This window comes from Chitinophaga pollutisoli (genome assembly GCF_038396755.1).
GTDB lineage: Bacteria > Bacteroidota > Bacteroidia > Chitinophagales > Chitinophagaceae > Chitinophaga > Chitinophaga pollutisoli.
The window spans coordinates 5,977,453-5,990,723 of record NZ_CP149822.1 but is presented as its reverse complement, the minus strand read 5'-3'; the positions used below and the strand labels follow the sequence as shown (position 1 = coordinate 5,990,723).

The window sequence follows — 13,271 nt, the reverse complement described above, 5'->3', positions numbered from 1 at the left end:
GCCTATGAATCTGAGAAGGCTCTCTGCCGCATGCCTGCTGGTGATTATGTCTGAATCCTGTAATAACCTGACAGTTCTGGATTCGGCTCCGAGTGTGTGGTCGGTCGCCGGCGATGCCGGCGGGGAGCCTTTAATGATTCCGATGCATGATAACGTAGTGATGATGGAAGTGAAGGGAGGGACATACACCCCGTTTTACGGCGGGAAAGACACAACGGTCAACGTAAAAGATTTTCAAATGGACATGCACCCGGTCACCAACCGCCAGTACCTGGCATTTGTACAGCGCAACCCGCAATGGCGGCGCTCCGTGGTGAAGCCCATCTTTGCCAACGCGAATTACCTCGCGGGGTGGGCCAACGATACCACACTGGGGCCCGGCATGCTGCCGGATGCGGCGGTGACCAATGTTTCGTGGTTCGCGGCGAAAGCCTACTGCAAAGCTACCGGCAAGCAACTCCCCACTGTTGACCAATGGGAGTATGCGGCGATGGCGGATGCCACCATGCCGGACGCGCGAAAGAAAACAACTTACAACCAGTACATCCTCGGATGGTACGAAAAACCGAATACCGCCGGCAACCCCGTGATGCAGGACACCGCCAACTACTGGGGGCTGCATGACCTGCATGGCCTGGTGTGGGAATGGACGGAAGATTTTAATGAAGTGATGGTTTCGGGGGAATCGAGAAGGGATGTTTCGAGCGACGCCAATATGTTCTGCGGAAGCGGCAGCATCGGCGCCGGCGATCTCATGAATTACGCCGCGTTTATGCGGTTTGCTTTCAGGGGGAGCCTGAAAGCGAATTACTGCATCCGGAACCAGGGGTTCCGGTGCGTCAAACCAGAAAAATAACAAAAGATGAAAAAGAAATATTTGCTGATGGCCGCGCTGGGCGCATTCCTCGCATCCTGCGGCGGCGTTGAGCCGGAAGAAAATAAAGGCGACCTGACAGGCATCGCACAAAGAGACACGATGCCCGCTTCCGCGGAAGCGGCGCCAGCCCCCGCTGCGCCAGTAACCGTGGAAGCCAGGATCGCCAATGGCAAAGCCATCTATACCAAAACCTGCCAGGCTTGCCACCAGGAAAACGGCGCCGGCATACCCAACGCATTTCCGCCGCTGGCCAAGTCCGACTACCTCAACGAAGACGTAAACCGCGCGATACAAATCGTGCTGCATGGCAAAACCGGTGAAGTGACCGTCAACGGCGTCACCTACAACAGCGCCATGCCCGCGCAAACGCTCAGCCACCAGGAAGTGGCCGACGTGCTCACCTACGTTTACAACAGCTGGGGCAACAAGGCGCAGGAGGTAACAGCGGAGATGGTAGACGCCGCCAAATAATGCATCCATATCCAGGATGGAAACAACTGTTTGTTTTAGTCTCAATTGTTCTAACAAAGCAGCGGCTCCGGATATCTACGGGGGGCCCGTTCCGGATGCCCGCTGCACTTAACAGGCACATCATGAAAATGATACCCGTCATCCTCGCCCTCGCTACAATGTTCTCCGCCTGCACCCGGCGGGAATCCCCCGCGCCGCAGGACTCCGGCGGATCGATATTCCACCTTACCTCGGAATGGAAAACGGAAGAAGGCAACACCATCCGGCTCAAGGACTTGCAAGGCAAAACACTCGTGATGGTCATGATCTACACCACCTGCAAGGCCTCCTGCCCGCGCCTCGTGGCCGATATGCTCGCCATCCGCCAGAAGGTACCCACGCAGCTTGCCGGAAAAGTGCAGTACGTGCTCGTAAGCATCGACCCGGAGCATGATACACCGGAGCGCCTGAAAGCTTTCGCCGTGGGCAAGGAAATGGACGGGGAGGAGTGGACCTTCCTGCAGGGGGACACCGAATCCGTTCGTGCGTTCGCCAATGTGCTGGCCGTGAAATACAAAGAGATCTCACCGATGGATTTCAGCCATTCCAATATTATCAGCGTCTTCAATCCCGCCGGGGATCTCGTCCACCAGATGGAAGGCCTCGGCGTGAACAATAAAGCAACCATTTCCGCCATCGCCAAAACCGCCGGACATGAATAAACTACCTATCCTATGCTGCGCCCTGTTGCTGGCGGGCCTGTCGTCCCGCGCGCAACAAACCGACGTGGGCGCCGACCTCCGCTTCCGTTACGAATACCGCCACGGGTATGGCGCGCCGTTCCACGACACGCTGAAACCCGGGAGCTTCCTGGCGCAGCGGACCCGCATCATCATCGATCATGCATCTCCCAAACTGAAACTCCGCATCGCCCCGCAAAACGTGCGCACCTGGGGCGACGTGGCCACCGCCGCGCGAACGGATGTGAACTTCCAGATGCATGAAGCCTGGGCGGAATTGCTGTTCGCGCCCAACTGGTCCGTCAAAGCCGGACGGCAGGAATTGAATTACGACGACGCCCGCATCCTCGGGAATGTGGATTGGACAATGCAAGCCCGCAGCCACGACGTGCTCCTTTTCAAATTCACGCCTTCCAAAGCGCATGCACTGCATGCCGGCGCGGCCATCAGCGCCTTGCGGGAATCCAACGCACGGGAGCCTTATACCGTGCCCCAGCAATACAAACACCTGCAATTCGCATGGTACCACCGGCAGGGCGAACGATTCGGCTTCAGCCTGCTCGCCCTCAACCAGGCATTGCCTTACTTCGTATCGCAAAAAGAAAAGCTCGCCTGGAACCAGACCCTCGGCACCCGCGCCACTTACGCGCAAGAAGGCTGGAATACCGACGTATCCCTGTATGCGCAAACCGGTGCGCTGAACGGTAAAAACCTCCTTGCCTGGAACGCCGCCGGCAACGTCAGCTACCGCCTGAAAAGCGGCTGGGTTCCCGGCGCGGGGATGGAATTCCTTTCCGGGAAAGCAGGAAACGATACCGACGCGGGCTTCAAAAGCTTCACGCCCTGGTTCGGCACCAACCACAAATTCAACGGGTTTATGGACTACTTCTTCGTCGGCAACCACGCCAACTCCGTGGGGCTGACAGACGTATATGCCCATCTCGCTTATGAAAAGCCCCGCTTCAAGGCGCGCATCACCCCGCATTTTTTCGCCACGGCGGCGGGGTTGTACCGCAACGAAGAAAAGCTGGACAACTATCTCGGCACCGAAATCGACTGCACATTCGGTTACCGGGTGATGGATTTCGTTTGGCTGAACGGCGGCTACTCGCAGATGCTGGCCACCCGGAGCATGGAAGCGCTGAAAGGTGGCAGCCGGTACTCCAACAACTGGTTTTTCCTGGAGTTGCAGGTCAACCCGAAGCTTTTCTCCTTAAAAGCAACAACCGACAAATAATCGTATCCGTTCACCCATCAAACCGGGCAACATGATGAACAGCATAGCAGAAACATTGGGAAAAACGCGCCCTTTTTACCAGGAGACCGGTAAAGAGGCGGCGGTCTTCACCCATGCATTCCAAAACCAGATACCTGTTTTATTAAAAGGCCCCACCGGCACGGGCAAATCCCGCTTTGTGGAATACATGGCGGCCGTGCTGGGGCGGCCGCTAATCACCGTATCCTGCCACGAAGAAACGTCTTCTACCGACCTCATCGGGCGATATATCGTGAAAGGCGCGGAAACCGTGTGGATCGACGGGCCGCTGACCACCGCCGTCAAAACCGGCGCCATCCTCTATCTCGATGAAATGGCGGAAGCACGGCCCGATGTGATCGTGGCCATCCACCCGCTCACCGACCACCGGCGTGAGCTCTACATCGACAAGCTGGGAGAAACCGTCAGCGCCGGAAGCGACTTCATGCTCGTGGCATCCTTCAATCCCGGTTACCAGCGGGGCTACAAGGAATTGAAGCCCTCCACGCGCCAGCGCTTCGCGGGCATTTCGTTCCATTACCCGGACGCGGACACGGAAAAGAACATCCTCATCCGGGAAACCGGCGTGGATGCCGACGTTGCGGCCAGGCTGGTGAAGATCGGCGGCAAGATCCGCCACCTGCGGGAACTGGGATTAGCCGAAACCGCATCCACCCGCCTGCTCGTAGACGCCGCGCGGCTGATCCGCAGCGGATTGCCCAAACGCCTCAGCGTGCGCACGGCCATCATTGAACCTTTAACCGACGACGACGAAACCATAGCCGCGCTGTGCGACGTCGCCGACCTCATGATATAGCATGGCACTCGACGAATACATCTTCGGCAGGGTAGTCCGCTACTTCCGGCAGCGCAAAGCGCAGGCGGAAGACGTATCGCGCACCGTATCGCTGGAACCCCTCCGGCCCCGGCTCACCCTGCTGGCCAGGGCGCTCACCGGCAGACCGGTAGAAATTTTCCCCGCTGTGAAAGAAGGCGGTTACAAAGGGGACAGCTTCTTCCTGCCCGAAAAATGCGGCTTATTCTCCAGCGGCGACCTCAATGCCGCATTTTACATCTTCCGCGTGCTCTACCTCTCCGTACAGCAACAGTTAGGCTTAAACGGCTATAGCACCGTTTCCCTGACGGATAAAGAAGCCCTTGTCCGGGCTGCGAACGCCGCGCCTGAAGTGCTCGCCGCCATGCAGGCAGCCTACCCGGAAAGCCCCGGCTTATACGAACGGTTGCGCGCCGGCATCCCCGTAGAACAAGACGCACCTTTCGACGATGCCTGGTTCTTCGGCCGGTGGATGCCGGATGTGCGGGAATCCGCCAAACCGGAAGCGCTCAGCGCCTTTCCCGCGGGATCGGCGGTTACGGCGCCGGAACAGCCAACCATCGTACAGGCACGGCCCGTGGAAGAGATTATCACCATCGCGGTAGACATCCGGCAGCAGGAAGATTACGTGCTCACCCATAATTTCGAGAAGGTAGATACCGCCGACGAATTCAGCGGCTCCTGGCGGGATTTCGACGGGGAAGATGAACTGGAAAAACACCAGGATGCCCTCCGCGAACTGAACATGAAATACACCGTGCGCGTCAATGATACCGTGCATAGCGTGTACGAAACGGGTTACACCGGCAACACGACCGCCGCCGAAAGCAAGGATAACACCACCGAAGGTAAGTTTGTGTCGTATGACGAGTGGGATTGCTTCAGGGAAAATTACAAACGTGCATTCAGCAAAGTATTCCCTATCCGCCAGCCTTTCACCGACGCGGCTTACTGCGAACAAACCATCGCTGCGCACAGAATGGCGCTGGAACAACTGCGGCGCATCCTGGCCAGCATCAACAACCAATGGGCGCGCCAACGCTTCCAGCTGCATGGCAACGAAATCGATACCGACCGGGTTACCGACCGCTTCGCCGATCTCCTCGCCGGACAAACCCCGTCGGAACGCGTATACCTGGCCGATCGCAAAAAGGAAAAGGATTTGTCCATCCTGCTGCTCCTCGACCTCAGCCTGTCCAGCGACAGCTATGCCGCCGGCAACCGGGTGATCGACATCTCCAAACAAACGGCCATCCTCTTCGGCGAGATCCTCCACGAATCCGGCATCGACTTTTCCATCTGCGGGTTCTATTCCCAGACGCGGAATTATACGGCGTATATAACGCTGAAAGATTTTGACGACAACTGGCGGACCGCCCGCTATGCCGTGGGCGCCCCGCAACCGGAGGGCTACACCCGCATCGGCCCGGCGCTCCGGCATTCAGGGGCTTTGTTGCAGCAGCGGGAAGGCCGCCACAAATGGATCATCCTGCTATCCGACGGCAAGCCCAACGACTTCGACCGTTATGAGGGTCGTTACGGCATCGCCGATGTGCGGCAGGCGCTGCGGGAATTGTCGCAGCGGCACATCCAAACCTATGCGCTGGCCATCGAAGCGGCGGCGCGGTATTACCTGCCGCAGATGTTCGGGCACGACCATTACCAGGTCATCTCTTCCCCAAACGCATTATTCACCAAACTCATCAAACTATATGAACGTATCCGATACAGCAGTTGACCAACCCGGATCCCCCGGGCACAAAAGCTTCTATTATCCGCCGGGCGGCCTGCTCATGTGGATCGTGATCCTGCTGGAGCTATTCACTTTCGGCATCGCCATCGTCATCTTCATGTACAGCGGAAAGCAGGAACCGGAAGTCTTCCATGCCTCCGCCGCCAAACTCGATGTGATGATGGGATCCATCAACACCGTAGTGCTGCTGACCAGCGGGTATTACATGGCGCGGGCCGTGGAATATTTCAGGGCGGGGAAGAAGCTGTTCAAGACGCAGCTGCTGCTCGCCTTGCTGGCCGGCCTGCTGTTCATCATCCTCAAATCCGTGGAATATTCCCACAAGATCGGACAGGGGCTGACATTAGGTTCCAATACTTTTTTCGATTTCTACTGGATGCTGACCGGTTTCCATTTGATACATGTGCTCACAGGCATGGTGATCCTGATCTGGTGGATGTATACCGCCCATAAGCGCACCCGCGAAACCGCCCTGAGCCACCTGGAAACAGGCGCTGCTTTCTGGCACCTGTGCGACCTTATCTGGCTGTTGCTGTTCCCTGTTTTATACCTGATCTACTAAAAGCATGAATATGTTCCGCATACAAATTACCTGGATATTACTGATGCTGACGGTCGCCCTGATGTCCGCCGGCATAATTTACGCGAAAGCCTGGCCCGGGCTGGCCGCCGCCATCATGGGATTCTCCGTGGCGAAGTTCCTGCTGGTGGCTTTTTACTTTATGGATATGAAAGGCGCCAACGCGGCCTGGAAAGCAATTCTCATCGCTTTTTCGGGGCTCCTCGGCGCGGTGGTGATATTGATGAAATGACTAACTCAAAAAATTAACCATCGAAATCCGCCGCAGGCGGCAAGCGCATGAAAAAAGATAAAGAGATCATACAAGCCTTCCTGAAACGGCACCAGCTGGCCACCATGTGCGCCATCGAAGCCGGCAGGCCTTTCTGTTTCAACTGCTTTTACAGTTTCGATCCCGAAAAATGGATATTGATATTTAAGTCTTCGCCCGGAAGCCGTCAGGTCAACCTGTTTGACGACGGCACCCCTGTGGCGGGTACGATTCTAGGAGAAAAAATATCCCTGCATTTCAATGCGGGGATTCAATTTGAAGGCGAAGTAGTAAAAGATGCGGTGATCGCCGCGGGCCTCACCGAAAAGTATTACAAGCAATATCCCTTGTCGCTCCTGATCGATGGCGAAATATTGATGATCCGGTTGCATGCGGCGAAACTGACGCAAACGCAGGCGGGTTTCCGGAACAGGTATGTTTGGGTGCGGGAAGAAGTGGGGTAAAATAGGAGGAACGCCGGTTTTATTTGTTGGTCAACCCGCAAAGTCACCTGGCCGACTTATGAAATTTGCCCGACAGCCTAATAAAAACATAGGAAATTCCATCCCCGGGATAGGCGAGCGGGGTAAAAAGACAGGAAAATCCATCGCCGGGATAGGCGAATGGGGTAAAAAGACAGGAAAATCCATCGCCGGGATAGGCGAATGGGGTAAAAAGACGGGAAAATCCATCGCCGGGATAGGCGAATGGGGTAAAAAGACGGGAAAATCCATCGCCGGGATAGGCGAATGGGGTAAAAAGACGGGAAAATCCATCACCGGGATAGGCGAATGGGGTAAAAAGACAGGAAAATCCATCGCCGGGATAGGCGAATGGGGTAAAAAGACAGGAAAATCCATCGCCGGGATAGGCGAATGGGGTAAAAAGACAGGAAAATCCATCGCCGGGATGGATTAATGCCCCAAAATAGCGGATTGCCCGCGGATCAGCGCCTCGTCGGCGTCTATAATGGCGCTTACGGGGATGTTCAGCGCCCCGCAGGCGGTGGCGTATAGTTGCCCATGCAGGGCGCCGGATACGAGATAAACCGGTTGCCCCGCCGGAAGGGAAGATAATTCCGAGCCAATAAGCAACCCGCTCAGGTAAAAACTGTTCAGCTCTGGCGGCACATGGCGCAGCAACTGATTCGTGCGGACCATAAACACTTCATGCAACAAATCCCCCGACTTCCCGGCGATCAATCCTGACGCGAAAGCCTCCCGCGCACCGGGGGCCTCCAAATCACCGCTGGTATTCACTGAAGCCGACAAAATACTGTGCTTCGACAGCAGGTCGAAGAACTCACCGGTCATGTAGGTGCTGAAAGCAATGGCCTGGCCGCCCCGCACCACCACATGCTTGGGATGCGTCCCCGGGAGGAGGAGGCGTTTTTCTCCCAAACCTTCTTCCAGCCATGCCGCGCATCCCACGATCTTCGTTTCTTCGCCGCGCATCACATCGTTATCGAAACGCGCGCCGGAGATGATGCGGAATTCTTCGAAATCATGTACCCGCAGGTCCGCGCCGTTTAACCGGAATGGCAGTTCCTGGTAGGGCAGCTCCACCATCCCGATGCTCGCCGACGCCATACCCGACAACACCACCGGAAGCCCCTCCAGGCGCAGGCCCGTTCGTTCACCCAGCATAGCGATACTACGCCGGATGATGTCCGCGAAATACGCTTCGCGCGGTGCCGCCGAGGCTTGCCAGTCCCGGTAAGCGGAGGCTATGCCATAGCCGGATTTTTCTTCCGAAACAACTTTGCAGCTATCGCGCTCCACCAGCCGCAGCCGGAAAGCGCTCGTGCCCCAATCACAACTCAGCCAATGTTCCATGTGTTTCTTTCGTTTTAATTCTTTCGACATTCCCTACTAAAAACAAATACGAGCCCGCGCCCACCAATCCAAGCACCGCTACAAATACCAGCGCAGGCGCAAAGCTCCCGCCGCTGGCCAAAAAACCGATCACGATGGGTACGATGATCCCCGCCAGCTGCCCGATGAAATTGAACACGCCGCCCGTGAGGTTGATCAGATGCTTCGGCGCCAGCGTGGAAACGAATATCCATGTGATCGATGCAAATCCTACCCCGAAAAACGATAACGACATGAAGAAGATAATCAGCCCCGGCGTATCCACGTAATTCGCGCCCAGGATCACCGACGAAACGATCAGCCCGATGATGATCGGCCGCTTGCGCGCCTTCGCCGCCGACACACCCTTCTTCACCAAATAATCCGACAAAAAGCCGGAACAGAGTATCCCCGTAAACGCCGCCAGGTAAGGGATCGAGGCCCAATAACCGGATTTTATGAAATCCAGGCCCCGGTAATCGACCAGGTATTTCGGGAACCAGGTTAAAAAGAACCACAGCGTGGAATTCACAGCGAACTGACCGATGTAAATGCCCCAGAGCTTGCGGTACGACAGCACTTCGCGCAGATCGTCCCAGCGGAAGGCACTTTTGGCTTTCGCCGCCTGGCGGTCGAGCAGCCCGCCGCCGCTTTCAATATGTTGCAGTTCGGCCTCGTTCACGCGCTTGTGGTCCATGGGATCGCGGTAGAAAATATACCAAACGACGCCCCAGGCAATGCCGATGAGCCCGGTGACCACAAACAGCCCCTTCCAGCCCACTTCCAGCTGTATCATCGACAGCACGGGCATGAGGAACGCCAGCCCGAGGAACTGCCCGGAAGTATACACGGCGATGGCCGAAGCCCGCTCGTTGTCGGGGAACCAGTTGCTCACCACGCGGTTGTTGATGGGGAATGCCGGCGCTTCAAACGCACCGGTGGCCATGCGCAAGCCGAACAGCGTCCCGAAGCCGCGCGCGAAGCCCTGCATCACCGTCGTGAGCGACCAGGCGATCAGGCTGAAGGCGTAAAGGATGCGCGGGCTGAAGCGGTTGACGAGGATGCCGCCGGGGATCTGGAAGGCGAGGTAAGTCCAGCTGAATGCCGAAAAGATCAGGCCCAGCTGCACCGGTGTAAATGAAAATTCCTTATCGATTTCCGAAGCCGCCACGGCCAGGTTGCTCCTGTCCATGTAATTGATCACGACGTTCACGAATATGAGGAACAGGACCTGGAAGCGGACCCGGGTAGGTTTGACCGTGGAATGCATTGTTTTCATGATGATGGATGCCGGAAATGTTTTTTACCATTCTGCCACGCTGCCGTCGGCATGCCGCCATACGGGGTTCCGCCAGTTGTGTCCTTCTTCGGCCATTTTGCGGACATGCGCTTCGTTGATGTCGATGCCAAGGCCCGGGCCGGATGGGATATCGACGTAGCCTTCGCGGTACTGGAACACGGATTTATCGGTAAGGTAATCCAGCAGGTCGCTGCCCTGGTTGTAATGGATGCCCAGGCTTTGTTCCTGGATGAAGGCGTTGTGGCACGTAGCGTCGACCTGCAGGCAGGCCGCCAGGGCGATAGGGCCCAGCGGGCAGTGCGGGGCGGCGGCCACGTCGAAGGCTTCGGCCATGGAGATGATCTTCTTGCATTCGGTGATGCCGCCGGCGTGGGATACGTCGGGCTGGATGATATCGGCGTAGCCGTCCGTCAGCAGCGATTTGAACTGCCATTTGGAGAACATGCGCTCGCCGGTGGCGATGGGGATGGCCACATGCCGGGCGATTTCGCGGAGGTCTTCGTTGTTTTCGGGGAGCACGGGCTCTTCGATGAACATGGGGCGGAAGGGCTCCAGTTCTTTGGCGAGGATCTTGGCCATGGGTTTATGCACCCGGCCGTGGAAATCGATGCCGATCCCGAGACCCGGGCCTCCGGCTTCGCGGACGGCGGCGATGCGGCTGATGGCGGCGTCGATCTTTTCGTAGCTGTCGATGTATTGCAGTTCTTCGGTAGCGTTCATTTTCACGGCGAGGAAGCCCTGTTCCGCCATTTTGCGGGCGGCATCGCCGACTTCAGCGGGGCGGTCGCCCCCGATCCAGGAGTAGACTTTCATGCGGTCGCGCGCTTTGCCGCCAAGGAGTTGGTGAATGGGCGCGTTGTAGCATTTCCCTTTGATATCCCAGAGGGCCTGGTCGATGCCCGCGATGGCGCTCATGAGGATGGGGCCGCCGCGGTAGAAACCCGCGCGGTACATCACGTTCCAGTGGTCTTCGATGTGCATGGGATCTTTCCCGATGAGGTATTCCATCAGTTCATCGACGGCCGTTTTGACGGTAGCGGCTTTGCCTTCGATCACGGGTTCGCCCCATCCGGTGATGCCTTCGTCGGTTTCGATTTTGAGGAACAGCCAGCGCGGGGGCACCTGGAAGAGTTCGTAGCTTTTTATTTTCATGATAACGTGGAGGTGTTTTAGGAATGGAGGGCCTGGATGAAGCGTTGCGCCGTGGCGGTGAGGTGCCGGAGGTATTCCGGGGTAACGGGCGCTTTGGCGTTGACAAGCGCGCTGCCGACGCCGAAGCCCGCGGCGCCCGCTTTCCTGAAATCGCCGATATTTTCCGGCGTGATGCCGCCGGTGGGCAGCAGGTGCATTTTGGGCAGGGGGGCGGCGATGTCTTTGATATATGCCGGCGAGGTGGCCGGGAATACCTTGATCATGTCGGCGCCTTGTTTGTAGGCCGCGTACACCTCCGTGGCGGTGTAGGCGCCGGGGATGCTGACCACGCCGAGGTCGCGGGCGGTGCGGATCACATCTGGCTCCAGGATCGGAGAGAGGATGAAGCGCGCGCCGGCGGAGGCGGCCTGGCGGGCGGTGGCGGCGTCGAGCACGGTACCGGCGCCGATGATCATTTTGTCACCCATAGCGGCGGATACCGCGCGGATAACAGTGAGCGGATCGTCGGAATTCATCGTCACTTCCAGCAGGCGGATGCCCCCGGCATACATGGCTTCGGCGAGCGGGAGCACGGCTTCCGGCTGAACGCCGCGGACGATGGCAATGATTCTGTGTTCAAGAATTTGAGCGAGTACAGACATGGAATTTCGTGGGTTGTGGTGGAATGCAGGTAAGATAGGGACAATTAAGTGTATTTTCAACGTCTTTATCTGCCGGTTCCAGGGAGCGGGGTGGTCAAATCCGGGAAGTCAGGCAGATCATCCGGAATTATTGTGAAAAATTTGCAGCCGGACAGCGCTGACAACCATTGTATTGCCACAGGGGCTCCATGCCCTTGCGGCTTTCATCCTTCCCGCCGCGTGTCATAATGCCAATCATCCCGCCATATGACGGAAATCAACAGGTAAGATTTTACCGATGGATACCTTTGGGTATCGTGAAACTGTTTACATCCCTCATATTAATCGTTTTACTCGCGCTGCAATCGGTTTACCCCGTAGTGTTGTACGCCGGTTATTATGCGAATAAAGATTACATAGCCGGGATGTTATGTGAAAACAGGGGCCGGCCCGCCCTGCACTGCGAAGGCAAATGCTTTCTGAAAAAGCAGATCCGCAAAGCGGGAGAGGAGGAACAAAAGGAACATGCCTCCGCCAAAATCTTAGAAGTGTGCGTGTACGTGCAACCCGCCACCAGCCATCAACAGCACGATTACGCCGTTCCCCGCGCCATGGAACACCCCGCATTCCGTCCTGGGCATTACGCTTACAATTACTATTATTCCTGCTTCCACCCGCCCTGCATGTAGCCGTTTACAGCAAACCGGCGTTCCTGAACGGCTGAAATGAGCCGCCTGCGGGGAGCGCCATGTCCGAACGGTACTTCTTACACTCAATCCATACATGCAGTCATGAATAAATATTTTCCTTTCCTCCTGGCATTCACTTTCGCCATCATCGTTACCGGTTGTTCCAAAGACAATATGGAGCCCGCTCCTGAAAAGATCCCTTTCCAGAAAATGGCCGAAGGCTTCGCTACGGGCGCCGGCATCAAAGTGGAGCTTTACGCGAAAAAAGCGTTCACTACAGGTTACAATTCCATTTACCTCGCGCTGTATGATTCCCTTTCCGGCAAACCGCTTGAAAATGCGCAAATCCACCTGCAACCCATGATGGACATGGGTACGATGAAACATTCCTCGCCCGTGGAACAACCTGCTGGTAACGCCGATAACAAACTGTTCCCCGCCGCGGCGGTTTTCACCATGCCTTCCGGTGAGATGGGCCGCTGGACGCTTAACGTGCACATCTCCCTGCACGGCAAACAGGGCCAGGCAGCCTTGCCGGTTGTTGTGACCGCCCCGGCCGTGGCCCGCCTCAAATCGTTCGTATCCAAAGCAGACAACGCCAAATTCATTGTGGCGTACATCCAGCCGGAAGCGCCCAAAGTAGGCGTGAATGACCTGGAGATCGCGGTCTATAAAGCAAAGAATATGATGGAATTTCCGGCAGACAGCAGCCTGACCATTTCCCTCACGCCCGAAATGCCTACGATGGGCCATGGTTCCCCCAACAACGCGGCCCCCGTCCACACCGCCCAAGGCCACTACAAAGGCAAAGCGAATTTCACGATGACCGGCCTATGGTACCTGCACCTCGGTTTCAAAGCCGGCAGCGCGATGGCGGATGAGACTACCTACTTCGAAGTGAATTTCTAAGACCGTGT

16 protein-coding genes are annotated in these 13,271 nt (G+C 56.9%); 12 read left to right on the top strand and 4 right to left on the bottom strand.

Features of this window, described 5'->3' with window-relative positions; translation table 11 throughout:
* The first annotated feature begins 4 nt into the window (after positions 1-4).
* From WJU16_RS25530 to WJU16_RS25485, 10 genes are all read left to right on the top strand, one after another.
* A complete protein-coding gene (locus WJU16_RS25530; RefSeq protein WP_341836185.1) occupies positions 5-856 on the top strand; it encodes a formylglycine-generating enzyme family protein in 852 nt (283 codons plus the stop codon).
* Positions 857-862: 6 nt separating this feature from the next.
* A complete protein-coding gene (locus WJU16_RS25525; RefSeq protein ID WP_341836184.1) occupies positions 863-1,348 on the top strand; it encodes a c-type cytochrome in 486 nt (161 codons plus the stop codon).
* 122 nt (positions 1,349-1,470) lie between these two features.
* Positions 1,471-2,049, top strand: coding sequence for an SCO family protein (locus tag WJU16_RS25520; protein ID WP_341836183.1), 579 nt, complete (start codon positions 1,471-1,473; stop codon positions 2,047-2,049).
* Positions 2,042-3,304 carry an alginate export family protein gene (locus WJU16_RS25515; protein WP_341836182.1) on the top strand — a complete coding sequence of 421 codons (1,263 nt, stop codon included), beginning with the start codon at positions 2,042-2,044 and terminating at the stop codon, positions 3,302-3,304. The genes WJU16_RS25520 and WJU16_RS25515 overlap by 8 nt, the downstream gene beginning before the upstream one ends.
* Positions 3,305-3,335: 31 nt before the next feature.
* The gene (locus WJU16_RS25510; RefSeq protein WP_341836181.1) at positions 3,336-4,139 is read left to right on the top strand and encodes a CbbQ/NirQ/NorQ/GpvN family protein; all 804 of its coding nucleotides are present in this window, start codon (positions 3,336-3,338) and stop codon (positions 4,137-4,139) included.
* Between the two features lies 1 nt (position 4,140).
* On the top strand, positions 4,141-5,895 hold the full coding sequence (locus WJU16_RS25505; RefSeq protein WP_341836180.1) for a VWA domain-containing protein: 1,755 nt from the start codon (positions 4,141-4,143) through the stop codon (positions 5,893-5,895).
* A complete protein-coding gene (locus WJU16_RS25500; RefSeq protein WP_341836179.1) occupies positions 5,870-6,472 on the top strand; it encodes a cytochrome c oxidase subunit 3 in 603 nt (200 codons plus the stop codon). The genes WJU16_RS25505 and WJU16_RS25500 overlap by 26 nt, the downstream gene beginning before the upstream one ends.
* Before the next feature lie 10 nt (positions 6,473-6,482).
* Entirely contained in the window at positions 6,483-6,722 is a 240-nt protein-coding gene (locus WJU16_RS25495) for a cytochrome C oxidase subunit IV family protein (protein WP_341836178.1), read from the top strand.
* Positions 6,723-6,769: 47 nt separating this feature from the next.
* Positions 6,770-7,204 carry a hypothetical protein gene (locus tag WJU16_RS25490; protein WP_341836177.1) on the top strand — a complete coding sequence of 145 codons (435 nt, stop codon included), beginning with the start codon at positions 6,770-6,772 and terminating at the stop codon, positions 7,202-7,204.
* 58 nt (positions 7,205-7,262) lie between these two features.
* Positions 7,263-7,658, top strand: a complete 396-nt coding sequence (locus WJU16_RS25485; protein ID WP_341836176.1) for a hypothetical protein — start codon at positions 7,263-7,265, stop codon at positions 7,656-7,658.
* Here WJU16_RS25485 and WJU16_RS25480 read toward each other — a convergent pair.
* From WJU16_RS25480 to WJU16_RS25465, 4 genes are read right to left on the bottom strand one after another with little or no spacing between them, the layout of a single operon-like run.
* Complete coding sequence (locus tag WJU16_RS25480; protein WP_341836175.1) at positions 7,655-8,575, bottom strand: 2-dehydro-3-deoxygalactonokinase; 921 nt, start codon at positions 8,573-8,575, stop codon at positions 7,655-7,657. The genes WJU16_RS25485 and WJU16_RS25480 overlap by 4 nt on opposite strands.
* Positions 8,553-9,872 (bottom strand): MFS transporter, encoded by a 1,320-nt coding sequence (locus WJU16_RS25475; RefSeq protein WP_341836174.1) that lies wholly within the window; start codon positions 9,870-9,872, stop codon positions 8,553-8,555. The genes WJU16_RS25480 and WJU16_RS25475 overlap by 23 nt, the downstream gene beginning before the upstream one ends.
* Positions 9,873-9,896: 24 nt before the next feature.
* Complete coding sequence (dgoD, locus tag WJU16_RS25470) at positions 9,897-11,045, bottom strand: galactonate dehydratase (protein WP_341836173.1); 1,149 nt, start codon at positions 11,043-11,045, stop codon at positions 9,897-9,899.
* Positions 11,046-11,062: 17 nt separating this feature from the next.
* Complete coding sequence (locus WJU16_RS25465) at positions 11,063-11,686, bottom strand: bifunctional 4-hydroxy-2-oxoglutarate aldolase/2-dehydro-3-deoxy-phosphogluconate aldolase (RefSeq protein ID WP_341836172.1); 624 nt, start codon at positions 11,684-11,686, stop codon at positions 11,063-11,065.
* A gap of 296 nt (positions 11,687-11,982) precedes the next feature.
* Between WJU16_RS25465 and WJU16_RS25460 the strand changes: the two genes are divergently transcribed.
* Together WJU16_RS25460 and WJU16_RS25455 are read left to right on the top strand one after the other, a co-directional pair.
* On the top strand, positions 11,983-12,354 hold the full coding sequence (locus WJU16_RS25460; protein ID WP_341836171.1) for a hypothetical protein: 372 nt from the start codon (positions 11,983-11,985) through the stop codon (positions 12,352-12,354).
* Positions 12,355-12,456: 102 nt separating this feature from the next.
* Positions 12,457-13,263 carry a FixH family protein gene (locus tag WJU16_RS25455; RefSeq protein ID WP_341836170.1) on the top strand — a complete coding sequence of 269 codons (807 nt, stop codon included), beginning with the start codon at positions 12,457-12,459 and terminating at the stop codon, positions 13,261-13,263.
* Positions 13,264-13,271 lie beyond the last annotated feature (8 nt).

Excerpts from the sequence above, each read along its gene's own strand:
- WJU16_RS25530 (WP_341836185.1), top strand. The coding sequence starts at position 5 with ATGAATCTGAGAAGGCTCTCTGCCGCATGCCTGCTGGTGATTATGTCT.
- WJU16_RS25525 (WP_341836184.1), top strand. The coding sequence starts at position 863 with ATGAAAAAGAAATATTTGCTGATGGCCGCGCTGGGCGCATTCCTCGCA.
- WJU16_RS25520 (WP_341836183.1), top strand. The coding sequence starts at position 1,471 with ATGAAAATGATACCCGTCATCCTCGCCCTCGCTACAATGTTCTCCGCC.
- WJU16_RS25515 (WP_341836182.1), top strand. The coding sequence starts at position 2,042 with ATGAATAAACTACCTATCCTATGCTGCGCCCTGTTGCTGGCGGGCCTG.
- WJU16_RS25510 (WP_341836181.1), top strand. The coding sequence starts at position 3,336 with ATGATGAACAGCATAGCAGAAACATTGGGAAAAACGCGCCCTTTTTAC.
- WJU16_RS25505 (WP_341836180.1), top strand. The coding sequence starts at position 4,141 with ATGGCACTCGACGAATACATCTTCGGCAGGGTAGTCCGCTACTTCCGG.
- WJU16_RS25500 (WP_341836179.1), top strand. The coding sequence starts at position 5,870 with ATGAACGTATCCGATACAGCAGTTGACCAACCCGGATCCCCCGGGCAC.
- WJU16_RS25495 (WP_341836178.1), top strand. The coding sequence starts at position 6,483 with ATGTTCCGCATACAAATTACCTGGATATTACTGATGCTGACGGTCGCC.
- WJU16_RS25490 (WP_341836177.1), top strand. The coding sequence starts at position 6,770 with ATGAAAAAAGATAAAGAGATCATACAAGCCTTCCTGAAACGGCACCAG.
- WJU16_RS25485 (WP_341836176.1), top strand. The coding sequence starts at position 7,263 with ATGAAATTTGCCCGACAGCCTAATAAAAACATAGGAAATTCCATCCCC.
- WJU16_RS25480 (WP_341836175.1), bottom strand. The coding sequence starts at position 8,575 with ATGGAACATTGGCTGAGTTGTGATTGGGGCACGAGCGCTTTCCGGCTG.
- WJU16_RS25475 (WP_341836174.1), bottom strand. The coding sequence starts at position 9,872 with ATGAAAACAATGCATTCCACGGTCAAACCTACCCGGGTCCGCTTCCAG.
- dgoD (WP_341836173.1), bottom strand. The coding sequence starts at position 11,045 with ATGAAAATAAAAAGCTACGAACTCTTCCAGGTGCCCCCGCGCTGGCTG.
- WJU16_RS25465 (WP_341836172.1), bottom strand. The coding sequence starts at position 11,686 with ATGTCTGTACTCGCTCAAATTCTTGAACACAGAATCATTGCCATCGTC.
- WJU16_RS25455 (WP_341836170.1), top strand. The coding sequence starts at position 12,457 with ATGAATAAATATTTTCCTTTCCTCCTGGCATTCACTTTCGCCATCATC.